The organism is Azospirillum sp. FG154, assembly GCF_057809575.1.
This window is the reverse complement of sequence record NZ_JBMDKF010000007.1, coordinates 116,198-141,421: the sequence shown is the minus strand read 5'-3', so window position 1 is coordinate 141,421 and position 25,224 is coordinate 116,198. Positions and strand designations below refer to the sequence as shown.

The window sequence follows — 25,224 nt, the reverse complement described above, 5'->3', positions numbered from 1 at the left end:
ATGGCTCCTCCCGCTCCCATCACGGCCCTTCAGGGCGTTTCCGTCACCTTTGGCGGTCGTCCGCTGTTCGAGAGCATCGACGTGTCCATCGGGCGCGGCGACCGCGTCTGTCTGGTCGGGCGCAACGGCTCGGGCAAATCGACGCTGCTGAAGGTGCTGGCCGGGCAAATCCTGCCCGACGCTGGCGCCCTGTTCGTGCAGCCCGGCGCGCGCGTCGCCTATCTGCCGCAGGAACCCGACTTCACCGGCTGCGCCACCGTCCAGGATTACGTCGTCCAGGGCCTGCCCGCCGACGAGCGGGACGAGGCGCACCGGGTGGACGCCGTGCTCGACCGTTTGCAGGTGGCGGGCGACCGCGACCCGCGCACGTTGTCGGGCGGCGAATCGCGGCGCACGGCGCTGGCCCGCACGCTGGTCGGCAACCCCGACGTCATGCTGCTGGACGAACCGACCAACCATCTGGATTTGCCGACCATCGAATGGTTGGAAGAGGAGTTGCTCGCCTATCGCGGCGGCCTGCTGCTGATTTCGCACGACCGCAGCTTCCTCAACCGGCTGGCCAAGCGCACGCTGTGGCTGGATCGCGGCACGGTGCGGGCGACCGAACGCGGCTTTGCCGAATTCGAGGCGTGGCAAGCCGAAGTGTTTGAAGCCGAAGAGGCCGCCGCCCACAAGCTCGACCGCAAGATCGAGGCCGAAACCAAATGGATGCGCGAGGGCATTTCCGCCCGGCGCACCCGCAACATGGGCCGCGTCCGCAACCTGCAAGCCCTGCGCGGCGACCGGGCCGACCGCATCCGGGGCGGCCAACAGGCCAAACTGGCGGTGGCCGAGGCCGAACGCGGCGGGCGACTGGTCATCGAAGCGACCGGAATCTCAAAGAGTTTCCAGTCCGACGCCGGGCCGAAGACCATCGTCCAGGGCTTTTCCACCCGCATCTTGCGCGGCGACCGGCTTGGCCTGATCGGCCCGAACGGGGCGGGGAAATCCACCCTGCTGAAGATGCTGACCGGCCAGTTGGAACCGGACGAAGGCGTCGTCAAGCTCGGCACCAACCTGGACACCGCCTATTTCGACCAGCGGCGCGAGGGGCTGGATCCCGAGGACACCATCCGCAAGGTGCTCTGCCCGTTTGGCGGCGACGCGGTGATGGTCAACGGCCAGTCGCGCCACGTCGTCGGCTACATCAAGGATTTCCTGTTCGACACCCGCCAGTTGGACAGCCCGGTCAAGGCGCTGTCGGGCGGGGAGCGCAACCGGCTGCTGCTGGCCCGGCTGTTCGCCAAGCCCAGCAACATGATGATCCTCGACGAGCCGACCAACGACCTCGACATGGACACGCTCGACCTGCTGGAAGACGTGCTGGGCGATTACCAGGGCACGCTTTTGCTGGTCAGCCACGACCGTGATTTCCTCGACCGGCTGGTGACGAGCACCATCGCGCTGGAGGGCGACGGCACGGCCACCGAATATGCGGGCGGCTATTCCGATTACCTGAACCAGCGCCCGGCCAAACCCCCGACCGCCCCCGCCGCGAAGCCGAAGGCCGCCGCGCCCAGCGCCGCCCCGGCCAAGCCGCGCGGCAAGCTGAGCTACAAGGACCAGCGCGAGTTGGACGAGTTGCCGACCCGGATGGACGCGCTGTCCGCCGAGATCGTCAAGCTGGAAAGCGCGCTGGCCGATCCCGACCTGTTCACCCGCAACCCGGCCAAATTCCAGAAGACCAGCGAACAGCTCCACGCCAAGCAATCCGATCTGGCCGCCGCCGAAGAGCGCTGGCTGGAGTTGGAGGCTCTGCGCGAGGAGTTGGAGGGCGGCAAGCCATGACCTTCGTCCACGCCCTGCAAGCGCTGCTGGTCATGGCCTTGTGGGGGTTGAACTTCGTCGTGTCCAAATGGGCGCTGCACGAATTTCCGCCGCTGTTCCTGATGTGCGTCCGCTTCGCCCTGGTGGCGGCGCTGATCGTTCCCTTCTTCCGCATCCCGCGCGACAAGATCCTGAAGGTCGCCGCCCTGTCGGTGACGCTGGGCAGCGTCCATTTTCCGCTGATGTTCACCGGCCTCAACGGCATCGACGCCGCCACAGCCTCGCTCGCCGTGCAGGCGCAGGTTCCCTTTTCCTCGCTGCTGGCCGCCGTGATTTTCAAGGACGCGCTGGGTTGGCGGCGCGGCGTCGGCATGCTGGCCGCCTTCGCCGGGGTGCTGGTGATCGCCGGAGAGCCGCGTTTGGGCGACGCCCTGCCCTCGCTGGCCATGCTGTTGGCGGCCAGCCTCGCCTTCGCCGTCGCCAGCATTCAGATGAAGCTGATCGGCGCGGTCAACGGCTTCGCCGTCAATGGCTGGATGGCTTTCATGGCGATGCCTCAGCTTCTTATTCTGTCGCTGCTGTTCGAGAACAACCAGATCGACGCGGTGATGAACGCCAGTTGGGTCGGTTGGGCCTCGCTGCTTTACATGGCGGTGGCCGTCACCATCCTGGCTTATGGCTTCTGGTATCCGCTGCTCGCCCGCTACGACGTCAACCAGACCATGCCCTATCTGCTGACCGTGCCGGTGTTCGGCGTGGCGGCGGGGGTGCTGTTGATGGGCGATCCGGTGACGATCAACCTCGCCATCGGCGGTCTTCTGACCATCGGCGGCGTCGCGGTAATCGTCAAACGCCGCCCCCGCACGGTCAGCGAAACGGTGACGAACCCGACATGACCGGCGCGCGGATCAATGCGCCGGTCGCGCGCCCCTCCCCCAACCACGGCCTACGGGCGCCGGGCGCGCGGGCCGAATTGCTGATTCTGCATTACACCGGCATGCCGACCGCCGCCCACGCGCTGGACCGCCTGTGCGACCCGGCGGCGCAGGTCAGCGCCCATTACACGGTGGACGAGGACGGAACCGTCTACGCCCATGTCCCGGAGGATCGCCGGGCTTGGCACGCCGGTCTGTCGCAGTGGCGGGGGCTGGGCGACGTCAACAGCCGCTCCATCGGCGTCGAGATCGTCAACCCCGGCCACGAGTTCGGCTATCGCCCCTTTCCCGCCGCGCAGATGGCGGCGGTGACGGCGCTGTGCCGCGAGATCATCGACCGCCACGCCATCGCCGCCGCCGACGTGCTGGGCCACAGCGACGTCGCCCCGGCGCGCAAGGAGGATCCGGGCGAGCTGTTCGACTGGCCCGGCCTCGCCGCCCAAGGAATCGGCCTGTGGCCGGACCCGACCGACGCCGACGTCCAACCCGGCGACGACGCCCTATCGACCGACGCCGTCGCCGCTCTGCTCGCCCGCTATGGCTACAACGCCGCCGAACCGCGAGCGCTGTTGAGCTTCCAGCGCCATTTCCACCCCGCCGCCCTCACCGACCACGCGGGATCGGGACGCCCCGACGCCGAAACCATCCGCCGCCTGCGCGCCTTGCTGCGCCAGACCGGACGCTGACAACCGGGCGCTGACTGACCGCCGCTGACACGCCCCCTCCCGCACAGGCGCCGCCATGACCGACGATGACCGTTCCAGCCGTGAATACCCGGATCGCCCATGGGTTGGCGTTGGCGTGGTGACGTGGCGCGGCGATCAACTGCTGTTGATCCGGCGCGGCAAAGCCCCCCGGCTTGGGCAATGGAGCCTGCCCGGCGGCGCGCAATCGGTCGGGGAAACCGTTTTTGAAACGGCGGCGCGGGAGATGCGGGAGGAAACCGGCCTGACGGTGACGCCAACCGGAATCATCACCGTGGTGGACGCCATCACCCCCGACGAGGCGGGGCGCGTCCACTATCACTACACGTTGGTCGAGGTGTCCGCCGAATGCCTGGACGGCGATCCGGTTTGCGCCGACGACGCGCTCGAAGCCCGCTGGGTGGACGTCGAGGAGGCTGGACGCTTGGTCCCGTGGGACGAGACCCGCCGGGTGATCGCCCTGTCGGCGGCCCAGCGGGAACAAGGCTGAGCAGGCGCTTTTCGCCGGGGGGGTACGACTGGCCCCCACCCCGGCCCTCCCCCGCTGACGCAGGCTACGGCATTCACACATCTTCGGTTTAGGCAACTCATTGCAAGAAAAAGAACTTTTCTCCGTCATTCCCGCGAAGGCGGGAATCCAGACTTATCCATAGGGTTCGTCTGGCAAACTCTGGATCCCCGCCTGCGCGGGGATGACGGAAAATCCGTTTTCATTTCAATTGGTTGCAGTAAGGAAAAGATGTGTGAATACCGTAGCTGACGCAGGGGAGGGGGCAGAGAAAAATCAGACGTTGAAGCGGAAGTGGAAAATGTCGCCGTCCTGGACGACGTATTCCTTGCCTTCCTGGCGCATCTTGCCCGCGTCCTTCGCCCCTTGTTCGCCGCCCAGCGTCACGAAGCTTTCGTAATCGATGGTTTCGGCGCGGATGAAGCCGCGTTCAAAATCGGTGTGGATGACGCCAGCGGCTTCCGGGGCCTTGGCGTGGCGGCGCACGGTCCAAGCGCGCGCCTCCTTCGGGCCGACGGTGAAGAAGGTGATGAGGTCGAGCAGCTTGAACCCGGCGCGGATCAGCTTGTTCAGGCCGGTTTCCTCCAGCCCCATCGATTCCAGGAATTCCGCCTTTTCCGCCGGGTCGGCGAGCTGCGCCACCTCGGATTCGATGGCGGCGGAGATCACCACCATTTCGGCGCCCTCGGCCTTGGCCTTTTCCGCCACCTTGGCGGTGAAGGCGTTGCCGGTGGCGGCGGACGCCTCCTCGACGTTGCAGACATAGAGGACCGGCTTGTCGGTCAGCAGCATGAACTGGCGGAACACCGGCTTTTCGTCGGCGTCGAGTTCGACGACGCGGGCGGGCTTGCCCTCTTGCAGAACCTTGAGCGCCCGCTCCATCAGGTCGGCCTTGACCTTGCTGTCCTTGTCGCCGCCCTTGGCCTTCTTCTGAAGGTTGTTGATCTGGCGTTCCAGGCTTTCCATGTCGGCCAGCATCAGCTCGGTCTCGACCACCTCGGCGTCGCGCAGCGGGTCAACGCCGCCCTCGACATGGGTGATGTCGTCGTCGATGAAGCAGCGCAGCACATGGACGATGGCGTCCACCTCGCGGATGTTGGCCAGGAACTGGTTGCCCAGCCCTTCGCCCTTCGACGCGCCCCGGATCAGACCGGCGATGTCCACAAACTCCAACTGGGTCGGAATCGTCTTCTGCGACTTGGCGATCACCACCAGCGTGTCCAGCCGGGGATCGGGAACGCTGACGCGCCCGACGTTCGGCTCCTTGGTGCAGAAGGGAAAATTCGCCGCTTCGGCCGCCTGGGTGGCGGTCAACGCGTTGAAGAGAGTCGACTTGCCGACGTTGGGCAGGCCGACGATGCCGCAATTGAAGCCCATGGGGTGGGTGCTCGCCGTCAAAATACCGTGGATTGACGCGCTTTATCCTACGTTGGGAGGGAAAGCGCAAACCCCAAGTGGGAAAAGGTCCTGCGGGGAGCGGTCAACGCCCCGCCGTCGCCAGCGTCACCTTGTTCATGAAATTCTCAGGCTGGCCCTCGACCATCAGCGGCAGCGCGTCGGCCACCGCGTCGAGCAGCGGGTCGATCCAGCTTTGATCGGCCTTGGCGAAGTCGTGCAGGACATAGCCGCTGACCAGATTCTTGTCGCCGGGATGGCCGATGCCCAGCCGGACGCGCCAATACTCTTTGCCGATGTGGCTGTCGATGGAGCGCAAACCGTTGTGGCCGCCATGGCCGCCGCCCTTCTTCACCCGGATCTTGCCGGGGGGCAAATCAAGCTCGTCATGGATCACCACGACGTTTTCCGGCTTCAGCTTGAAGAATTGCAGCGCCGCGACCACCGATTGGCCGGACAGATTCATGTAGGTTCCCGGCTCCAGCGCCAGAACCTTGTCGCCGCCGACGTTGCCCTCGGCGGTCACGCCCTGGAAACGCTTCTTCCACGGGCCGAAATGGTAGCGGCGGGCGATGGTTTCGGCGGCCATATAGCCGATGTTGTGGCGGTTGCGCGCGTATTCCGCGCCGGGGTTGCCCAATCCGACCAGTAGAAGCATGGCCCTTGCCGTTCCTTGAGGAAAACCAGCCCACAAACAAAAGCGGGGGGCCGAAGCCCCCCACCTTGTCATCACTGCGGACGCGTCGCCGATCAGGCGGCGTCGCCACCCTCGGACTTCAGGCCCGACGGGGCGATGATCGTCGCGATGGTCATATCCTGCTCGTGCGAGACCGAGACGATGCCTTCCGGCAGCGTGATCGCCGAGATGTGGATCGACGCGCCGACCTCAAAGCCCTCGCACGAGACCGTGATGTGCTCGGGGATGTTGTCCGCCGGGCATTCCAGGTCGAGCGAGTGGTGAACGACGTTCAGGACGCCGCCGCGCTTCAGACCGGGCGACTTCTCCTGGTTGACGAACTCAACCGGGACATGCACGACGATGCGGGTGTCGCTGGTGACGCGCAGGAAATCCACATGCAGCGGGAAATCCGTCACCGGGTGGAACTGCACGTCGCGCGGCAGCACGCGGTGCGCGACGCCGTCAACGGTGACGTCGTACAGGTGCGTGAAGAAGCCCGGCTGATGCAGCACGCGGGTGAACTCGAACTTCTCGAGCGAGATGGTGACGGGAGCCTGCTTGCCACCGTAGATGACGGCCGGAATGCGGCCATCACGACGGGTTTGGCGGGCGGTCCCCTTGCCGGCCCGTTCGCGCCCTTCGGCGCCGAGCGGAATGATCTTGGTCATGACGATGCTCCAAAAACGAAAATGGCGCCGGCCTCCAGGGGTGCCGACGCATGGGCGCGGTGCTTAAGCCATCCCGGCCCCACCGTCAAGAGGGCGTCTGACCCGCGCGCCAACCCTCTTGACCCGTTCCGCCAGCGGTTCACCATGTCCTGACCAACGGCGAGGCTCCCCCCATGCAACGGTCGGCGATGAAGCTCAACGAGATCCACACCTTTGTCGTGGTGGCGGAGGCGCAATCGGTGCAGGACGCCGGGCGGCGGCTGGGGTTGACCCAATCGGCGGTGTCGCGGCTGATTCAGCGGTTGGAGGCGGAGTTGGGCGTCACCCTGTTCGACCGCCAGACCAAGCCGCTGTCGCTGACCCGCGACGGCGAGGTCGCTTTGTCGCACGCCCGCCGCATCCTGAACGCCGCCGCCGATTTTTCCGACGCCTTCGCCGGATCGGTCGAGCCGAAGGGGCTGTTGCGGCTGGGGGTGGCCCATGTGTTGGCCACGCTGGCCGCCGGGCCGCCGTTGGACGAGCTGCGCGCCGGGTTCCCCGGCCTGACCGTCCGCCTGCATTCCGATTGGAGCAACCCGTTGATGGAGCAGGTGCGCAACGGCGCGCTGGACGGCGCGGTGGTCCTGCTGTGCGAGGGGCAGACCCCGCCGGAGGATTTGCCCTGTCGCTGTCTGGGCCGCGAGCCGGTCAGCGTCATCGCCTCCGTCGAGCGCGCCGCCGCCGGTCCCTGGAGCCTGGACGCGATGAACCGGGTCGGCTGGGTGCTGCAACCGGACGGCTGCCGTTACCGCAACGCGCTGGGCGTCGCCTTGGCCCCGCTGGGGCAGCGGCCCAACGTGACGGTCGAGGCGTTCGACCAATCGCTGCTGCTGTCGCTGGTGGCGCGCGGAGTCGGGTTCGGGCTGGCCCCCTTGCAAGTGTTGGGATCCAACAGCGTCGCCGACCGCGTGCGCCCGGTGGAGGCGCCGGACCTGAAGCCGACCGTCACGGTCTGGCTGGTCAAATCGCGGGTGATCGGGCGGTTGGGCGCGGTGTTCGACCGGCTGGAGGACAGCCTGAACCGGCAACTGACGCACAACGCCCCGCCCCTGGACGCGGCGCTCTATTCCGCAGCGGAATGATTCACCCACCCATTATGAATTTGTCGGAATTGCGGGGCGGGCCTATCGTCAGCCCATCACCAAACGCGGCGCCCTGACGCCCGCGCCCAAGGGAGAGACCCCGTTGACCACCACCACCCCCGCGCGGGAACCGGCGCCGTCCTGGCGGACGCCCGCCCTTGTCGTCGTTTGCGGCTGTTTGATTTCGATGCTGGCCTTTGGGCCAAGGTCGAGCATGGGGCTGTTCATCGGCCCCCTGTCGGAGGCGCATGGCTGGGGCCGCGACGTCTTCGCGCTGGCCATGGCCTTTCAAAACATTCTGTGGGGGGCGGGCGGCCCCTTCGCGGGCGCCTTGACCGACCGTTACGGCCCGGCCCCGGTGCTGGCGGGCGGCGGGCTGCTCTACGCCGCCGGGTTGGCGCTGATGCCCTACGCGCAAACCAGCACGGAGCTGTATCTGACCGCCGGGGTGTTGATCGGGCTGGGCCTGTCGGGGGCGTCCTTCGGCATCGTCATCGCCGGGTTCACCCGGCTGTTGCCCGCTGAAAAGCGCACCTGGTCCATCGGAATCGCCACCGCCGCCGGGTCGATGGGGCAATTCCTGTTCGCGCCGATGGGGCAAGCCTTCATCGCCGGGTTCGGCTGGCAGACGGCGCTGTTGCTGTTGGGCGGCTCCATGCTGCTGGTGCCGCTGTTGGCCGGGGTGTTTCCCGGACCGCGCGGCATGGCGTCGTCCGGCGCGCCCGCCGTCACCGGGGCCAACATCGGCTATGTCGCGGCGGTGCGCCAAGCCTTCCAGCACCGCAGCTATGTGCTGCTGGTCGCCGGGTTCTTCGTGTGCGGCTTTCAGTTGGCCTTCATCACCACCCATCTGCCGCCCTATCTGACCGCCGCTGGAATCAGCCCGTCGCTGGCCGCCTGGGCGCTGGCCTTGATCGGGCTGTTCAACGTCGTCGGCTCCTACAGTTCCGGCGTGTTGGCGGGCAAGATCAGCAAGCGTTATCTGTTGTGCGCCAATTACTGTTCGCGCGGCGTGGCGACGGCGGCCTTCGTGCTGCTGCCGATTTCGCCGGTGACGGTCATCGCCTACGCCGCCGTGATGGGGCTGTTGTGGCTGTCCACCGTGCCGCCGACCTCCGGTCTGGTCGCCGTGATGTTCGGCACCCGTTACATGGGGACGCTGTACGGCTTCGCCTTTTTCAGCCATCAGGTCGGCGGCTTCCTCGGCGTCTGGCTGGGCGGCGTGCTGTATGAGCGCACCGGATCCTACGACGTGGTGTGGTGGCTGGGCGTGGCGTTGGCGATGTTCGCCACCCTCATCAACCTGCCGATCATCGAGCGCCCCGCCCCGTCGCTGGCGGCGTCGGAAGCGAAGGCGTAACCTGTCATCATGACCGCCCCCGCCCCCAACGCCCCCGCCACGCTCGGCTCCGGCCATGGCCTCGCCATCGCCTTTTTCGTCGTCGTGCTGGCGGTGTGGGCGGCGGTGATGGCCGCGTCGCTGCGGCAAGCCGCCCTGCCCGACGACACCGACGGCCTGATGCTGGCGGTCTTCCACCCCGGCGCCAGCGAAGACGACGCCTTCCGCGCCATGGTCGCGGCGGGCGGCGAGCCGGTGCGCGCCACCTGGCTCGGCTTCGCCTATGTGGCGCGCGGGCGGGAACCCGGCTTCGTCGGTCGCCTGAAGGCCGAGGGCGCGCTCGCCGCCTTCGGCGAACTCCCGGTCGGCCCGACCCTGGGCGGCTGCGCCGCGATGCCGGTGGACGTAGCGAAAATCGCGGCGACAAAGTTGCAGTGAGGGAGAGGGGGCGGCAAACTAGTCGAGGCGGACCTGGTTCAAACCACGCTCTAGAGCATTTGCCAATCGTTCCAAATTTCCTTTTAGAGTTTTCGTAGGTATCAAAACTTCAAGATGGATTTCTCGTTGACTATATCTAGTGGTTTCTAAAATTTCCCATCCACTTCCTTTGAGAATATCCTTCGCCGTTTGAAGTTTTACCGACCACCGTTTATCAACGTTTGTCCAATCCGTTACGCCTGTCGCTACATTCTTAAATTGTACAGAAACTGATCGTGTTTGCAGGTTGCCTCGGATTGAAACCATCCGACCAGCTTTTAGCTCTTTAGAAAACTCATCACCCGCAGCATTCGAGATGTAATCCACATTAAGTACTCGCACAAACAACTCCTCGGCCCAAAACTCTGGACTGAGATCATCCCACCTTCCATCAACGGCATCTTGGATCTGATCCAATTCAATACGAATAAAACGGACACTGGCCCTACTCGAAACTTCCGAAGAAGTGGAGTTTTTAATTAGTCTAGAAAGTCTTTTTGTAGCAGACCTCCATTTTAAAGAATGGTCATGCTTAAATGATTTTAGTCTTTCACTCCATTCCGTGGATTTACTGCCTCCAGTTGGTGGCAATAAACCTGTATAGGCTGAAAAAATTGTCATTCCAATCCCATAAGAATCAACTTTAGTCGAGCGCGCCTGCATACCATCAATATCTTCTAGTTGTTCGGGAGCATAGTAACCTGCTTCTTCAATGCTTCCACTTACAGTCCGCCCTTGCGCCTTGGAGTGCCATGACATATCAAAATTCAGAAGCGCCACATCATTCCGATTAACCTGCATGGAATCCAAGGCACTGTCGGCCCAATGGAACCACGGCACCATTACATTGGAAGGACGAATATCACGATGTAACACACCTTGTGGGAGGTTATGGCTAAATTCAACATGGCGGCACACATTCCGTAATATTACAATACCGTCCTCCCAAAACTTGAAGTGTCCTGATTTGATAACACTCCAAAGATTGTCGCCTTCAATATATTCCATAATCACACAGGTTGGAATCTCAAAGGCATTAATAAGCTTTGCCGTTCCCGGCACTTCTGCTTTAGTCAGATACTTTAGGCATTGCACCCCACGGCGAAAACTATCGATTTTATCTCCTCTTAACAAATTATCCATATGGATAATTTTAAGGGCATAATAGTTTCCTTCTTTATCAGTCAATTTCCAGACAGCAGAGAATGGCCCTCCAGTAATTTTCTCAATAACATTATAACCATGAAATTTATTATACCCTTTTGTCGATGTCAGATGCCATGACTGATGAATTGCCCCAGAGTAGTTTTCCAAAAAATTTTTATACTCATCACATTGAGTCTTACCATCGTTACGTTCGATTATTCCTTTAGCATAGCTCGCCAACGTAAGCCGCAACTCATCGTCATCGTCAAGATGACGAAGCTCCCTCTCGCTTGGAATACTATTTCGTGAGCTTACAAGACCAACCACTGCTGGAGCCAATTCATCTTTTGAAATAAATTCTTTCAAGTCTAAAAATATATTCTTAAGAACAGAAGTATGGTCCGGCTTTCCATCAGCATCAATTCCAGGCTCATATCTGATCACCTGAATACCTGCTTTAGTAGCCCACCTCTCTGTTTCTATATCTCGACGATCCGTAATCCAAAAATGCTGATCAAGGTCTATTTTATTAGCTATAAGTCTCTCCAAGAAACCACCAACAGCAACATCATCAGCAGATATTCCCATGAAGACGATAATGAAATCCTGCATAACAAAATTAATGAAATTCACATACTGTGGATCGCTTGAAATTCGCGTAAAATCATCCTTTGTGAAAACCCAGCTTTTCGCAGCTTCATGAACGCCGTGCAAATTTGCGATAAATGGCTTTCTCCTCTTCACTAAATGGAGATAATCCCCAGCTTCTTTCCCGTTAAAATTTGCCACATCTTCGTAAGGTCGCACTTTTCTGTGTGCCTTATAAGCGAATTTATCAATATTGAGGGTAAGGAAGCTGGACACGCCATCAAGCCTCCAAATTTCTTTATATATTTCTGGAGGATCCATATTCTCGGCATCCTCAAATATTTCTCTGATCGCCGCCTTGTAGGAAGGCTCACCCATCACCCCGTGCAAAATTTGGAAAGCTTCCCAAAGATTATCTGTATCGTGAATTCGCTCGAGTTCATTTTCTTTTTTCTTGGCATCCTCCTCTCGAAGGGTCACTAGGCTTTCTAAAGCCTGATTTTCCATGTTTTTTTTGAGTTGCAGCCAAGTTGGCAACCCAGCAGGCTGACTCAACCCCGCTCCCGTCCAGAAAGCAAGGTCCTTTCTCCGTTCGGCATAAATCTTACGAAGACGCTGATAAGAAGGTTGAGAATTATTGAATGGCATGTTGATTTCCAAGAAAAGAGAACTAGATAGAAAAATCTTAGATAGTACTACATCTCAAAACAAGCCTTTTTTTATTTAATTTTCTTTCGTTACAACGTAATAAATTTCTAAAATAGACATCTGAACGCTAAACAATCTAACAATTAGTGGAAAAGAAATTTATTCCTCAAGCATCTCAACGATATATTTTTACCGATAAGCGCTGAAAAATTATCAAATATGGTGAAAAAATTATCTGACTTATTTTTCCATTACCACCCAACATTCACCCACGACTCAAGCCTGCTCTTCGCTCACCCAAACCGCCAACACCCATCCCCATCCATCTGTGTCTATCTGTGTTCATCTGTGGACAAAAAACAAAACCCCTCCCCCGCGTGACCACGGGGAAGGGGTTCCGTTTCTCTCAATCCCGACCGGCGCAAACGCCGACCGCGATCAATACATGTGCTGGCCGCCGTTGACCGACAGGGTCGAGCCGGTCATGAAGCCGTTGTCGTCGGCGACGAGATACAGCACGGCCTTGGCGATTTCCGACGCGCGGCCCAGACGGCCGACCGGGATGCGGGCGACGATCTTTTCCAGCACGTTGGGGGGAACCGCGCGCACCATGTCGGTGTCGATGTAGCCGGGCGCGATGGCGTTCACGGTGATGCCCTTGGCGGCGCTTTCCTGCGCCAGGGCCTTGGTGAAGCCGTGGATGCCCGACTTGGCGGCGGCGTAGTTGACCTGACCATACTGACCGGCTTGGCCGTTCACCGAGCCGATGTTGACGATGCGGCCAAAATTGCGCTCGCGCATGCCGTCGATGACGTTGCGGCACATGTTGAAGCAGGAGGACAGGTTGGTGTGGATCACCGCTTCCCACTGCTCATAGGTCATGCGGTGCATGACGCCGTCGCGGGTGATGCCCGCGTTGTTGACGAGAACCTCGACCGGGCCGAGATCGGCCACGATTTTGGCGATGCCCTCCTTGCAGGCGTCGAAGCTCGACACGTCGAACTTGTAGGCCGGGATGCCGGTGCGGGCGGTGAATTCCTTCGCCGCTTCGTCGTTTCCGGCGTAGGTGGCGGCGACGCTGTAACCGGCCTCTTTCAGGCCGACGGCGACGGCTTCGCCGATGCCGCGCGTGCCACCCGTAACGACTGCAACACGAGCCATGGTATTTCTCCCCAGTTTCTGTTTGGTTTTGGTTGGTCGGTTTGTTTTTGTTCTTGGAACTTCCGCATCCAGCGTCGTCAGAACCACGCGCGCGACGGATGCGGGGCGAACCGTCGCCCCGCTTGAGGCGACGGCCCGGCGTCTTGCTCAGTCGCGCTCAACGCAAAGCGCGATGCCCATGCCGCCGCCGATGCACAGCGTGGCGAGGCCCTTCTTGGCGTCGCGCTTCTGCATTTCAAACAGCAGCGTCGTCAGAACGCGCGCGCCCGAGGCGCCGACCGGGTGGCCGAGCGCGATGGCGCCGCCGTTGACGTTGACCTTGCTGGTGTCCCAACCCAGGTCCTTGTTGACCGACAGCGCCTGAGCGGCGAACGCCTCGTTCGCTTCGATCAGGTCGAGGTCGTCCACGGTCCAACCGGCCTTCTTCAGCGCCAAACGCGACGCCGGGATCGGACCCGTGCCCATGACCGACGGATCGACGCCAGCGGTCGCCCACGACACGATGCGGGCCAGCGGGGTGACGCCGCGCTTGGCGGCGTTCTCGGCGCTCATCAGCACCAGGGCGGCGGCGCCGTCGTTGATGCCCGAGGCGTTGCCAGCGGTGACGGTGCCGTCCTTGGAGAAGGCCGGGCGCAGCTTGGCCAGCGATTCCGGCGTGGTGCCGTGCTTGGGATACTCATCGTCCGACACGACGACGTCGCCCTTGCGGCCCTTGATCGTCACCGGGACGATTTCGTCCTTGAAACGACCGGCCTTCTGGGCGGCTTCGGCCTTCTGCTGCGAGGCGGCGGAGAAGGCGTCCTGCTCTTCGCGGGTCAACTGCCACTGGGTGGCGATGTTTTCCGCCGTCGTCCCCATGTGGTAGCCCTTGAAGGCGTCGGTCAGGCCATCGACCAGCATGGTGTCGACCAGCGACGCCGTGCCCATCTTGGTGCCGTTGCGCAGGTGCATCGTGTGCTGCGCCTGGCTCATGCTCTCCTGACCACCGGCGACGATGACGTCGGCGTCGCCGTTCCGGATGGCCTGGAAGCCGAGCGCGACGGCGCGCAGACCCGAACCGCAGAGCTGGTTGATGCCGAACGCGGTCGCTTCGACCGGGATGCCCGCATTGACGGCGGCCTGACGGGCCGGGTTCTGGCCCTGACCGGCGGTCAGAATCTGCCCCAGAATGACCTCGTTCACTTCCGCCGCGTCGGTTTTGGCGCGGGCCAGCGCCTCACGGATCGCAATCTCGCCCAGCGCGTGGGCGGACAGGCTGCTGAGAGCGCCATTGAAGCTGCCGATGGGCGTGCGCGCGGCACCGGCGATGACAACCACGGTCATGGTAACGCTCCTCGATATGGGACGGTTTTATTATGGCGCTGGTGGAACGCTTGCAGTGAAGACACCTTAAAGTGCGAATGCGGCCCAATGCAAGATGTCACAACAGCACCGGCTATCCTGTCGCAGCAAGCCAATCGGCCAATGGTCGCCACACTCCGGTCTCCGCACCGGCGCTCACCACCATGCCAATATGACCCAAAGGCGGCACGATCATTTCGGCGCCGGGTATCACTTTTGGCAGAGCCATCGCCGAAGCGGGCGGCACGATGCGGTCACGCTCGGGAATCAGGGCCAGGGTCGGCACGCGGATTTGCGTCGGATCGACCGGCAGGCCGCCGACCAGCCAGTTACCCGTCACCGTGTCGTTGCGGCCATACCAACCGGCCAGCGCGTCGCGCGCCACCGCCGCGACCAGCGGCACGCCGTCGTTGAGCCAATCCTCCAGCGCGACGAAGGCGACGGCGGCGCGGCTGGCTGGATCCATGCGCGCGAACTGGCCGAACTTCTTCAGCGCCAGCATCGGATCCAACTGGGTGAACAGCGCCTGAAGCGCGTCGGTCGGCAATTCCCCCCAACTGTCCAGGGCCGGGCCAAAGGGTTGGAACAGGGCGGCGGCGCGCTTGGCCGTCGCCGCGTCCTCCGCGTGGAAATCCCAGGGCGTCGCCAGCAACCCCAGCCCGGCCACCGCCTTTGGACGGCGCAGCGCCAGCGCCGTGGTCAACAACCCGCCCATGCAATAGCCGACGATGGGAACCGGGCGCCCGGTTTCCTCGACGATGGCGTCGAGCGCCCGCTCCAGCCGCCCGGCGATGTAGTCGGTCAGGGTGAAGCGGCGCTCCAGCGGCCCCGGCGTTCCCCAATCGATCAGCAGCGGGCGGACGCCATGCCCGGCCAGCCAGCGCATCAGGCTTTTGCCCGGCGACAGATCCAAGATGTAATGACGGTTGACCAACGACGGCACGAACAGGGCCGGACGCCCGCCCGGCGGCCCGTAATCCAGCAGGCGCGTCGCCCCCTCGCGCCAAACCACCGGCGGGTCGGGCAGATCGCGGTGGTAGGGGTGCTGGCGGTAACGCTCGATCCCGGTCAGCACCGAATCGATCCGCCGCCGCATCTCGCGGTCCACCGCCGCGCGCAGCGCCTCAGCGCCCTGGGGCTGGCTTTCGGCGTGGGCGAGCTGTTGGCGCAGCTCCTCCGCCCGCTGGCGCAGCGGCGGCTTCCATGGCAGCAAGCCGCTCTTCAAGAGCGGCAATCCGCCCGAGGAGCTGAGCAACATCGCCAACACCGTGTTCAGGTGCAGGCTGAGCGGGCGCGGCCCCCGGCGCGGCGGCGCGCCATCCGCCCGGCGCGCCGTCATCGGTGGACTCCCTTGCGGAGCGGGGGGCGGGCTGCGGCCATGCGGAATAAGGCGCCGGGTTCATGGGCTGCGGGGTGACGGGCGGGCGCGGATCCCAGCCGGTTCCGGGCGACCCGGAAAAAGCGAAACCCGCCGGTCCGAAGGCGAAGGGCGCCATCGCCGCCGCTCCCTGCCCCATCATCTGGAAAAGCCGGGCCATCATGTCGGCCGCTTCGGGATCGGCGGCGGTCGCCGCCCATTGATCCTGCCACAGGTCCAGATAGCGGCGCGCCAGCGTTTCCAAAGACGGAATGTCGGAGTCGGACGGGTCGGCCATGAGCCGCACTATAGGCAATCCGGCGACCGCTTGACCAGCGCCGGATGCTGCGGTCCTGAAAACGTCATCGACGCGCAACGGGCGAAACGCCGCCGCGCGCCCGCGATCAACCCGATCCCGCGACCCGGCCCCGCGACCGCATGACGCGGCGCAAGGCTGGACAAATTGCTATCCCTTCGAGTAGTCCTAGGGACGGATCGATTTCCGCCGAACGTCCCTTCTTGAAAGATTACGCGATGGCCGACAAGGAAGACCAGAAGTCCGCTCCGATCACGATCAAGAAGTACGCCAACCGGCGGCTCTACAACACGGCCACCAGCAGCTATGTGACGCTCGATCACCTCTGTCAGATGGTTAAGGACGGGTTGGATTTCGTGGTCTATGACGCCAAGACCGGCGAGGACATCACCCGTTCCGTCCTGACGCAAATCATCGTGGAGGAGGAAAGCAAGGGGCAGAATTTGCTGCCCATCAGCTTCCTGCGCCAGTTGATCGGCTTCTACGGCGACAACATGCAATGGGTGGTGCCGCGCTATCTGGAATATTCGATGCAGTCCTTCTCGCGCAATCAGGATCAGGTGCGCGATTATTTCCAGAACACCATCGGCGGCATCTTCCCCTTCGGTCGCCTGGACGAGGTGAGCAAGCAGAATTTGGCGATGTTCGAGCGCGCCATGCGCATGTTCACGCCCTTCGGCCCGACCGGCGCGGGGGACGAGCCTCCGGCCCCCACCGCCCGCCCCGCCGCCCCGCCGCAGCCGGGGCCGACCTTTGACGAGTTGCAAAAGCAAATCGACGCCTTGCAAAAGCAGATCGCCAGCATCGCCATTCCGGGCAAACCTGACGGCAAGTGACGGGCGGCAAGCGACGGCGGCGGACGGCGGAACGGTCCAGACGCGCGCAAAAGCAGGAACAAGGGCGGGGCCAGCACCCCGCCCTTTTTTGTTGCGCGCCCGACCCGGCAAGCGCACCGTTCCAGGGGATCAAGGAGCATTGAGGGGCAGCGTTTTCTTCCACAGCGCCAAAGCGGCGCCGACCATGAAGGAATCGACGATGACCACCGAACTGACCGTCACCATCACGCTCAACGCCAGCGACCACGCCGACGTCGCCCAGTTCGAGGCGACGCTTCAGGACTGGTTGCTGCGCCAGCCGACCGTCGCCGGGATGACGCTGACCGAACCGGGTCTCCAGGACGGCCATGTCTGGCATCCGTCGCAAAAGACCACGCTCAGCACCGGACTGTGCAATCCCTTCGCTCCGTAAAGCTGGGGCGCGGCGAGCGGCGCGGCGACCAACCCATTCCCAAAACCGTTTGGAACGATCCGTTCAATCAGGGGAACTCCGCACAGGGATTCCATCAATTGCGCGGACGTCGGAATCGGCGCCTCCTGTATCCTGATGGAACGCAGATCAGAGGATCGACCAAAGAGAGCAGGCAAATCACCTCTTCCGCCACGCGGCCCCTTCCCTCAGCGCCCGGATTGCCCATATCATCCCTATATGAGAGCGCAGCGATTTATCAGACTGCGCCGTGACGACATTTGATTGAGACCATGGGCGATCAGGACAAGCACGACAACGACGGCCCCAACAGCGGCGTGGTCATCAAGGCCAAGCCGAAAACGAAAAAGCCGTCGATGTACAAGGTGTTGATGCTGAACGACGATTACACTCCGATGGAGTTCGTCGTTCTTGTTCTCGAACGTTTCTTCGCGAAGTCGCGCGAGGAAGCGACCCGGATCATGCTGCATGTGCACCGGCGGGGCGTGGGGTTGTGCGGCGTGTTCACCTATGAGGTGGCGGAGACGAAAGTCACGCAGGTCATGGACTTTGCGCGCCAGCACCAGCATCCGCTGCAATGCACGTTAGAGAAGGACTAGACCCATCCATGCTGTCGCGTAACCTGGAACAGACGCTGCATCGGGCACTGGCCCACGCGAACGAGCGCAGGCACGAATACGCGACGCTCGAACATCTGCTTCTCGCGTTGACAGAAGACACCGATGCCACCGCCGTCTTGCGCGCTTGCGGAATCGATTTGGACCGCCTGCGCGCCGAACTGACCGAATACATCGACAACGAGCTTGCGAACCTTATCACGAGCAGGCCCGACGACGCCAAGCCGACGGCTGGCTTCCAGCGGGTGCTGCAACGTGCGGCCATCCACGTCCAGTCCTCGGGGCGTGAGGAGGTGACGGGCGCCAACGTGCTCGTCGCTCTGTTCTCGGAACGCGAGAGCCACGCGGTTTACTTCCTGCAAGAGCAGGAAATGACCCGGTTCGACGCGGTGAACTACATCTCTCACGGAATCGCGAAGGCTCCAGGCCGCACGGAAACCAAGCGGGTCTCGGGCGCCGACGACGAGGCGGCGGCGGAGAAGGTCGTGAAAAAAGGCAGCGAAGCGCTCGACGCTTATTGCGTCAATCTGAACAAGAAGGCCGCCGGTGGGAAGATCGACCCGCTGATCGGACGGGAGCAGGAGGTCGAACGGACCATCCAGATCCTGTGTCGGCGCTCGAAAAACAACCCGCTCTATGTCGGCGATCCCGGCGTCGGCAAGACCGCCATCGCCGAAGGGCTGGCCCGCCGCATCGTTCAGAACGAGGTGCCGGAGGTTCTGCGCAACGCCACCATCTTCGCGCTCGACATGGGCGCGCTGCTGGCCGGCACGCGCTATCGCGGCGATTTCGAGGAGCGGCTGAAGGCCGTCGTCTCGGAGTTGGAGGCGACCGAGGGCGCGGTTCTGTTCATTGACGAGATCCACACGGTGATCGGCGCCGGGGCGACCTCCGGCGGGGCGATGGACGCCTCCAACCTGCTGAAACCGGCCTTGGCGTCGGGCGCGCTGCGCTGCATCGGCTCGACCACCTACAAGGAATACCGCACCTATTTTGAGAAGGACCGGGCGCTGGTCCGCCGCTTCCAGAAGATCGACGTCAACGAGCCGTCGATCGAGGACGCGATCAAGATTCTCCAGGGCCTGAAGCCCTATTACGAGAAGCATCACAAGGTCAGCTACACCGCCGACGCCATCCGCTCCGCCGTGGAGCTGTCGGCGAAATACATCGGCGACCGCAAGCTGCCCGACAAGGCCATCGACATCATCGACGAGGTCGGGGCGGCGCAGATGCTGCTGCCGGAGAACAAGCGCAAGAAGAAGATCGGCGTGAAGGACGTGGAGGCGGTGGTCGCCAAGATCGCCCGCATCCCGCCGAAATCGGTCAGCCGCGACGACAAGGAAACGCTCCTCAATCTGGAACGCGACCTGAAGACCATGGTGTTCGGCCAGACCAAGGCCATCGACGCCCTGGTGTCGGCGATCAAGCTGGCGCGGGCCGGTTTGCGCGAACCGGAAAAGCCCATCGGCAACTACCTGTTCATCGGCCCGACCGGCGTCGGCAAGACCGAGGTGGCTCGCCAGCTCGCCCTGACCTTGGGCATCGAGCTGACCCGCTTCGACATGTCCGAATATATGGAGCGGCACACCGTGTCGCGCCTGATCGGCGCCCCGCCGGGCTATGTCGGCTTCGACCAGGGCGGCATGCTGACCGACGCCATCGACCAGCACCCGCATTGCGTCCTGCTGCTCGACGAGATCGAAAAGGCCCACCCCGATCTGTTCAACATCCTGTTGCAGATCATGGATCACGGCAAACTGACCGATCACAACGGCAAGATCGTCGATTTCCGCAACGTCATCCTCGTCATGACGTCGAACGCCGGGGCCGCCGACATGGCCAAGCCGGTGATCGGCTTCGAGCGGGATCGTCGGGTTGGCGAGGATATGGAAGCGGTGGAGAAGCTGTTCACGCCGGAATTCCGCAACCGGCTGGACTCGATCATCCCCTTCGCTCCGCTGAGCCAGGAGGTCATCAGCCGCGTGGTGGACAAGTTCATCATGCAGATGGAAGCCCAGTTGGAAGACCGGGGCGTCTCCATCGAGTTGAACGATGAAGCCCGCGAGTGGCTAGGCAAGAAGGGCTACGATCCGCTCTATGGCGCCCGTCCGCTGGGTCGGGTGATTCAGGAATACATCAAAAAGCCGCTGGCCGAGGAACTGCTGTTCGGCAAGCTGACCAAGGGCGGGCTGGTCAAGGTGACGGTGAAGGACGGCAAGCCCTTCTTTGAATACGCCGAGGGCAACCGCGCCAAGCGCAATTCCAGCGACGATGATGAAGAGGGTTTGGTCAGCGAAATGGCCGAGTGATCGGGCATCCATACCGCAGATACGACGAAAGGGGGCCTTGCGGCCCCCTTTTTGTTTGTCAGCGGCGTTTCACCACGCCTTTCGCGCCGCACAACCGATGAGCGGCGTTTCCCCGCCGCCCGGACCTGCGCTATGGTCGGGGCCATGATCGAACCCGCCCCGCACATCGCCTTCCCCGCCCTGCCCAGTCCGGACGCCCTGCGCATGGCCTTCGTCTGCGCGGACACCGAAGAGGCGCGCGCGGCGCGGACGCGGTTGGCTCATCGCTATGGCAACGCCCCCTTGACCGAAGCGGACGTCATCGTCGCTCTGGGCGGCGACGGCTTTCTGCTGGAAACCCTGCACCGGGCGCTGGCGCTGAACCGAGAGCGCCCCTTGCCGGTCTATGGAATGAATCGCGGTTCGGTCGGCTTCCTGCTGAACGCCTATCGCGAGGACGAGATCGCCGAGCGGGTCTCCGCCTCCCAACATGTCCAACTCAACCCGTTGCGCATGATCGCCACGCGGGTCAATGGCGAGCGGGTCGAGGCGTTGGGCATCAACGAGGTGTCGTTGCTGCGCGAGACTCGCCAAGCCGCCAAGCTGACCATCACCGTGGACAAGGTGGTGCGGCTGCCCGAACTGATCTGCGACGGCGCGTTGGTCGCCACCCCCGCTGGAAGCACCGCCTACAATCTGTCGGCCCATGGCCCCATCGTGCCGTTGGGCGCCGGGGTTCTCGCTCTGACGCCGATCAGCGCCTTCCGCCCCCGACGCTGGCGCGGCGCGCTGCTGCCGCACACCGCCAAAATCACCTTCGACATTCTGGACGAAGGCAAACGCCCGGTCAGCGCCGTGGCCGACTTCACCGAGGTGCGCGAGGTTTTGCGGGTCGAGGTGCAGGAATGCCGCGACGTCGCCCTGACCCTGCTGTTCGACCAGGAGCTGAATTTCGAGGAGCGCATCCTCAAGGAACAGTTCGCCCCCTGATGGACCAACGGCGGCCCGCCGACGCGGACGCCCGCCCTACTCCGCCGCCTGACTCAGCCGTCGGTCGGCGGCGTAAGCGGCGATGCGCCCGATCAGTCCGTCGATCGCCGCCTTCAGCGCAAGGAAACCGTCGTGCCGCTCCAGCGTCTCTTCGTTCATGTAGAGCCGCCGGTTGATCTCCAACTGGATCGAATGGCGGCCCCGCGACGGATCGCCGTAGCGCGCCACCAGTTCCACCCCCTTGTAGGGGTTGTTCAGCGCCACCCGATAGCCGTAGCCGCGCAAGGTGTCCGCCACCAACTGGACAAAGCCCGGCTCGCTGGTCGCGCCGTCGCGGTCGCCGATGACGAAATCGGCCAGCGCCGGCTCGGCGGCGCTTGATCCGACCAGCCCAGGGCTGGACGTCCCCAGAACAGACGGCATGGAGTGGCAGTTGACGTGCCAGACCACGCCGAAGCGTCCAGCCAGCCCATCGAGAATCTGGCCCATCTGGCTGTGGTAGGGGCGGTAATAGCGCCCGATTCGCTCCTCCACATCGGCGACCGACAGCTTGCCGTCGTAAAGCGGCAAGCCGGGGCGCAACAGGCTGCGGATCAGCCCGGCCCCCACCGCGCTGCGCCCGGTGGGGTTCAGCGGAGCGGGCCAGGCGTCGTCGAGCAACGCCGGGTCGATGTCGTCCACCGCCCGGTTGACGTCGATGCAGACGCGGGGAAACAGCGCGCACAACAGCGTCGCGCCATGATCGGGGGCGCTGGCGAACAGCTCCTCGACATGGCTGTCCTCGGCGTGGCGCAACAGGCCCAGCGGACAGGCGAAACGGATGTCGGGCGGGTAAACCCGTCCGCTGTGCGGCGAATCGAACAGGATGGGCAAACGCCGCCCCAGCGGATCGTTGCGGACCAGGACGTCCTCGATCACCAAACTCATGACAGCCTTCCCGTCCGCGTCCCCGCCCGACCTGCGGCGCTGCGCCGCAACACATCGACCGCCCCTATAACCCAAGCGTCAACCCGTCGTCGATGCGAAATCGTCACACGGACGCCGCCAAACCGCAACAGAGTCGAAACCATCGCGACGCCAAGACGGCCCGGCTCGCCCCACTGGCGCGGCGGCCTTCGCTTCGCCATACTGGCGACTCCAGGCAACCGCGCCGAGCCGACCGCGTGACCGACCCTCTGTTCGCCCCCATCGAGCTGACGCCGCCCGACATCGCGCCCCACCGGCGTGGCAACACCGGGATCGAGCACGTCACCAGCCTGACCTCGGACGAGCCGGGACCGCATGTCGTGCTCAACGCGCTGGTTCATGGCAACGAGATTTCCGGGGCCATCGCGCTCGATTCCCTGCTGCGCCTGCGGCTGAAGCCCCGGCGCGGACGGCTCACCTTCGTGTTCGCCAACACCGACGCCTATCGGCTGTTCGACCGGCAAAACCCCTACGCCTCGCGCTTCATCGACGAGGATTTCAACCGGATCTGGTCGCCCGAACATCTCGATGGGCGGCGCGACAGCGCCGAACTGCGCCGCGCCCGGCAGTTGCGCCCGGTCTATCAATCCGCCGACCTGCTGCTCGACCTGCATTCGATGACCGCCGACACCGCGCCGCTGACCCTGTGCGGGCGGACCACGCGCGGGCGCGATCTGGCCTTGGGGTTGGTTCATCCGTCCTGGGTGGTCGCCGACGACGGCCACGCCGGGGGGCGGCGGTTGATCGATTTCGGCGCCTTCGCCGAACCGGAGGGCGCGCGCACGGCGATTTTGGTGGAGTGCGGCCAGCATTGGCGGGAATCCACCGCCACCGTCGCGTTGGAAAGCTGCCTGCGCCTGCTGCGCGGGTTGGAGATGATCGACGAGTCGGTGGGGCCGCGCCTGCTGCCGCGCGCCGATCCGCAACGGCTGGTCGACGTCACCGACGTCGTCACGGCGGGCAGCGACCTGTTCCGCTTCACCGCCCCCTTCGTCGGGCTGGAGGTGATCGGGCGGGCTGGAACCACCATCGGCTGGGACGGCGACCGGGCGATCCGCACCCCCTACGACGATTGCGTCCTCATCATGCCCGCGCGCCGGGTCAAGGCCGGACAGACCGCCGTGCGGTTGGGGCGAATCGTGACGCTCTGAAAATCCGCATGCCCCCTCCCCAGCCCTCCCCCGCGTTGCGGGGGAGGGAAGCTTGAGCCTTGTCGAGCAGCGGCGGAGTTCCCTCTCCCGCGCAGCGGGGGAGGGTTAGGGAGGGGGCGAAACGCTGAGAGGGGCGCCGCTCACTTCGCCGCCGGTTTGCCCTTGGTCCATTGGGCGTTGGCGCTGAACAGCGGCACGGTGGAGATCGACATTTTGGCCGAGGCGTTCGTCACCTGACGGCTGTAGACGACGTAAACCAGCGTGTCGTTGACGCGGTCGTAGATGCGCCGGATCGCCACCGATTTGAAGATCAGGCTTTTGCGTTCGGAAAACACCTCTTCACCCTTGGGCGACAGTTCGATGTCGCCGACCGTCACCGCCCCGGTCTGGCGGCAGGCGATGGAGGCGTTGGACGGATCCTCGAACCAATTGCCCTTGGACAGCCGGTCGATCAGGCTGCGGTCGAAATCGACCAGATGGCAGGTGACGCCCTTCACCTTCGGATCCTCGACGGCCTGGATTTCCAACCCGTTGCCGGTCCAGTCGTTGGAAAAGCGCCCGACCACGGAATCGGCGGCGGCGGGACGGGCGAGGCTCGCCACCGCCAGCGCGGCCAGCAGGGCAAAGGACGACAGGCTGCGCATGACGGGAAACGCTCCAACGGGCGAAAGGGGAAAAGACCACGCTGTAGATCGGGAGACCCGCCGCCGCCGTCAAGCGGCGCCCCGCGCGAAACCCGCCCTCACCCCGCGACGGCCAGCGGCAGGTTGACCAGGAGATTTTGCGGCTTCAGGCGCAGGCGGTTCTGTTCGTTCATCGCCATGCCGAGATAGACCGGACGCCCGGCCAGATCGGGCCGCATCGCCGCCGGGTCGGCGAACTCCAAACGGAACAGGGCCAGGATGCGGGCCAGCCGATCCTGCGCCACCGGAACGCCGTTGTAGAGGTCGTTCAGAATCCCCGTCGCCGCGCCGTCCAGGCCGACATGCCAGACCCAGCGGTCATCCTGGATGGATTGCACCGGCTGCACCGACACCGTGACGCCCAGGAAACGCGCGACCCACATCTCCAGCACGCGAGCCAGCGCGTCCAGCCCCGCCGCCGCGAAGGTGACGTCGATCACGGTGTCGTGCCGCTCGTCGCGGCCCCAATAGGCGGAATGGTTGGTCTCGTCGAGAATGTCGAGATCGACGGAGCGCAGAGCGGTCCCCGCCTCCACCGCCAGCCGCCCCAGGCTGCCGAAGCCGCCGGAGGCCGACAGGTTTTCCACCGTTTCGGCGTCGGCCAGACGAACCCGGCCATCGGCGACCGAAACCATTTGCTCCCGGAAGAACAGCTCCCCCGCCCGCGCCCGCAAGCCGGAGGTGGTTTCGTCGAGCGCGCCGCGCAGGATGACGTGAACGAGCTGGTCGATGAACAGCCCCGGCACGCCGCGCGCGCCCTCGCGGAACAGGCCGAGGTAACAGCCCTCCAGCGTGCCCGCCGCCAGCAGCCGGTCGCGGAAACCCAGCCAGACCCGCCAATTGTCGCGCGCGTCGTCATCCGCCAGCGCGTCGAGCAAAGGGGCCGGAACCGGGCGCGCCGGGTCGTCGAGCAGCCCGGCGTGCAGCGTGTGTTCGGCGTCGCAGGCGTCCTCGGGCGGGCGCATTTCGGGCCGCAGCAGGTAGGCGCGCAGGAAATCCGGCGTCACCGCCCAATGCCCCGCCGCGTCGCGGCGCAGCAAATGATGGCCCGACGCTCTCCAGAAATCATTCATC

Annotated in this window: 24 protein-coding genes; 14 read left to right on the top strand and 10 right to left on the bottom strand. The window is 63.7% G+C overall.

The window, feature by feature from the left end; translation table 11 throughout:
- Genes ACODS4_RS10705 through ACODS4_RS10690 form a run of 4 tightly spaced genes read left to right on the top strand, consistent with a single transcriptional unit; the run spans position 1 to position 3,935 of the window.
- Positions 1–1,827 carry an ATP-binding cassette domain-containing protein gene (locus ACODS4_RS10705; RefSeq protein WP_488863397.1) on the top strand — a complete coding sequence of 609 codons (1,827 nt, stop codon included), beginning with the start codon at positions 1–3 and terminating at the stop codon, positions 1,825–1,827.
- Positions 1,824–2,702 carry a DMT family transporter gene (locus ACODS4_RS10700; protein ID WP_488863395.1) on the top strand — a complete coding sequence of 293 codons (879 nt, stop codon included), beginning with the start codon at positions 1,824–1,826 and terminating at the stop codon, positions 2,700–2,702. The genes ACODS4_RS10705 and ACODS4_RS10700 overlap by 4 nt, the downstream gene beginning before the upstream one ends.
- A complete protein-coding gene (locus ACODS4_RS10695) occupies positions 2,699–3,427 on the top strand; it encodes an N-acetylmuramoyl-L-alanine amidase (RefSeq protein ID WP_488863393.1) in 729 nt (242 codons plus the stop codon). Before ACODS4_RS10700 ends, ACODS4_RS10695 begins: the two co-directional genes overlap by 4 nt.
- A gap of 55 nt (positions 3,428–3,482) precedes the next feature.
- A complete protein-coding gene (locus ACODS4_RS10690; RefSeq protein ID WP_488863391.1) occupies positions 3,483–3,935 on the top strand; it encodes an NUDIX hydrolase in 453 nt (150 codons plus the stop codon).
- A 294-nt stretch (positions 3,936–4,229) separates the two neighbouring features.
- Here ACODS4_RS10690 and ychF read toward each other — a convergent pair whose 3' ends face one another.
- The 3 genes from ychF to ACODS4_RS10675 all read right to left on the bottom strand — a co-directional run bounded on the left by ychF (position 4,230) and on the right by ACODS4_RS10675 (position 6,695).
- Positions 4,230–5,330, bottom strand: a complete 1,101-nt coding sequence (ychF, locus tag ACODS4_RS10685) for a redox-regulated ATPase YchF (RefSeq protein ID WP_488863389.1) — start codon at positions 5,328–5,330, stop codon at positions 4,230–4,232.
- Between the two features lie 103 nt (positions 5,331–5,433).
- A complete protein-coding gene (pth, locus tag ACODS4_RS10680; protein WP_488863387.1) occupies positions 5,434–6,006 on the bottom strand; it encodes an aminoacyl-tRNA hydrolase in 573 nt (190 codons plus the stop codon).
- A 92-nt stretch (positions 6,007–6,098) separates the two neighbouring features.
- Positions 6,099–6,695 (bottom strand): 50S ribosomal protein L25/general stress protein Ctc, encoded by a 597-nt coding sequence (locus tag ACODS4_RS10675; RefSeq protein WP_488863385.1) that lies wholly within the window; start codon positions 6,693–6,695, stop codon positions 6,099–6,101.
- Between the two features lie 173 nt (positions 6,696–6,868).
- Here ACODS4_RS10675 and ACODS4_RS10670 point away from each other — a divergent pair, with 173 nt between their 5' ends.
- From ACODS4_RS10670 to ACODS4_RS10660, 3 genes are all read left to right on the top strand, one after another.
- Complete coding sequence (locus ACODS4_RS10670) at positions 6,869–7,816, top strand: LysR family transcriptional regulator (RefSeq protein ID WP_488863383.1); 948 nt, start codon at positions 6,869–6,871, stop codon at positions 7,814–7,816.
- Between the two features lie 103 nt (positions 7,817–7,919).
- Positions 7,920–9,176, top strand: a complete 1,257-nt coding sequence (locus tag ACODS4_RS10665; protein ID WP_488863382.1) for an MFS transporter — start codon at positions 7,920–7,922, stop codon at positions 9,174–9,176.
- Between the two features lie 9 nt (positions 9,177–9,185).
- Entirely contained in the window at positions 9,186–9,593 is a 408-nt protein-coding gene (locus ACODS4_RS10660; RefSeq protein ID WP_488863380.1) for a hypothetical protein, read from the top strand.
- 18 nt (positions 9,594–9,611) lie between these two features.
- On the opposite strand, the gene ACODS4_RS10655 is transcribed toward ACODS4_RS10660, so the two are convergent.
- The 4 genes from ACODS4_RS10655 to ACODS4_RS10640 form a co-directional block, all read right to left on the bottom strand.
- Positions 9,612–12,014 (bottom strand): protein kinase domain-containing protein, encoded by a 2,403-nt coding sequence (locus tag ACODS4_RS10655; RefSeq protein WP_488863378.1) that lies wholly within the window; start codon positions 12,012–12,014, stop codon positions 9,612–9,614.
- A 438-nt stretch (positions 12,015–12,452) separates the two neighbouring features.
- A complete protein-coding gene (gene phbB, locus ACODS4_RS10650; RefSeq protein WP_488863376.1) occupies positions 12,453–13,175 on the bottom strand; it encodes an acetoacetyl-CoA reductase in 723 nt (240 codons plus the stop codon).
- A gap of 147 nt (positions 13,176–13,322) precedes the next feature.
- Positions 13,323–14,498, bottom strand: coding sequence for an acetyl-CoA C-acetyltransferase (locus tag ACODS4_RS10645; RefSeq protein WP_488863374.1), 1,176 nt, complete (start codon positions 14,496–14,498; stop codon positions 13,323–13,325).
- 112 nt (positions 14,499–14,610) lie between these two features.
- Positions 14,611–15,855 (bottom strand): alpha/beta fold hydrolase, encoded by a 1,245-nt coding sequence (locus ACODS4_RS10640; RefSeq protein WP_488863372.1) that lies wholly within the window; start codon positions 15,853–15,855, stop codon positions 14,611–14,613.
- Positions 15,856–15,917: 62 nt separating this feature from the next.
- On the opposite strand from ACODS4_RS10640, the gene ACODS4_RS10635 reads away from it, so the two are divergent.
- The 6 genes from ACODS4_RS10635 to ACODS4_RS10610 all read left to right on the top strand — a co-directional run bounded on the left by ACODS4_RS10635 (position 15,918) and on the right by ACODS4_RS10610 (position 21,350).
- Positions 15,918–16,097: a hypothetical protein gene (locus tag ACODS4_RS10635; RefSeq protein ID WP_298366634.1), complete on the top strand. Its 180-nt coding sequence runs from the start codon at positions 15,918–15,920 to the stop codon at positions 16,095–16,097.
- Positions 16,098–16,407: 310 nt separating this feature from the next.
- On the top strand, positions 16,408–17,025 hold the full coding sequence (phaR, locus tag ACODS4_RS10630; RefSeq protein ID WP_488863370.1) for a polyhydroxyalkanoate synthesis repressor PhaR: 618 nt from the start codon (positions 16,408–16,410) through the stop codon (positions 17,023–17,025).
- A 199-nt stretch (positions 17,026–17,224) separates the two neighbouring features.
- A complete protein-coding gene (locus ACODS4_RS10625; RefSeq protein ID WP_488863368.1) occupies positions 17,225–17,437 on the top strand; it encodes a hypothetical protein in 213 nt (70 codons plus the stop codon).
- Positions 17,438–17,727: 290 nt separating this feature from the next.
- A complete protein-coding gene (gene clpS, locus ACODS4_RS10620; RefSeq protein WP_488863366.1) occupies positions 17,728–18,054 on the top strand; it encodes an ATP-dependent Clp protease adapter ClpS in 327 nt (108 codons plus the stop codon).
- Between the two features lie 8 nt (positions 18,055–18,062).
- Positions 18,063–20,381 (top strand): ATP-dependent Clp protease ATP-binding subunit ClpA, encoded by a 2,319-nt coding sequence (clpA, locus tag ACODS4_RS10615; protein ID WP_488863364.1) that lies wholly within the window; start codon positions 18,063–18,065, stop codon positions 20,379–20,381.
- Positions 20,382–20,525: 144 nt separating this feature from the next.
- Positions 20,526–21,350, top strand: coding sequence for an NAD kinase (locus ACODS4_RS10610; protein ID WP_488863362.1), 825 nt, complete (start codon positions 20,526–20,528; stop codon positions 21,348–21,350).
- Between the two features lie 36 nt (positions 21,351–21,386).
- Here the strand turns inward: ACODS4_RS10610 and ACODS4_RS10605 are convergent, their stop codons facing one another.
- Positions 21,387–22,277, bottom strand: a complete 891-nt coding sequence (locus ACODS4_RS10605) for an N-formylglutamate amidohydrolase (protein ID WP_488863360.1) — start codon at positions 22,275–22,277, stop codon at positions 21,387–21,389.
- 236 nt (positions 22,278–22,513) lie between these two features.
- Here ACODS4_RS10605 and ACODS4_RS10600 point away from each other — a divergent pair, with 236 nt between their 5' ends.
- Entirely contained in the window at positions 22,514–23,467 is a 954-nt protein-coding gene (locus ACODS4_RS10600) for a M14 family metallopeptidase (RefSeq protein ID WP_488863358.1), read from the top strand.
- Between the two features lie 140 nt (positions 23,468–23,607).
- On the opposite strand, the gene ACODS4_RS10595 is transcribed toward ACODS4_RS10600, so the two are convergent.
- A complete protein-coding gene (locus ACODS4_RS10595; RefSeq protein ID WP_119832211.1) occupies positions 23,608–24,111 on the bottom strand; it encodes a CreA family protein in 504 nt (167 codons plus the stop codon).
- Positions 24,112–24,209: 98 nt separating this feature from the next.
- The gene (locus ACODS4_RS10590) at positions 24,210–25,223 is read right to left on the bottom strand and encodes a DUF6352 family protein (RefSeq protein ID WP_488863356.1); all 1,014 of its coding nucleotides are present in this window, start codon (positions 25,221–25,223) and stop codon (positions 24,210–24,212) included.
- Position 25,224: the final 1 nt, after the last annotated feature.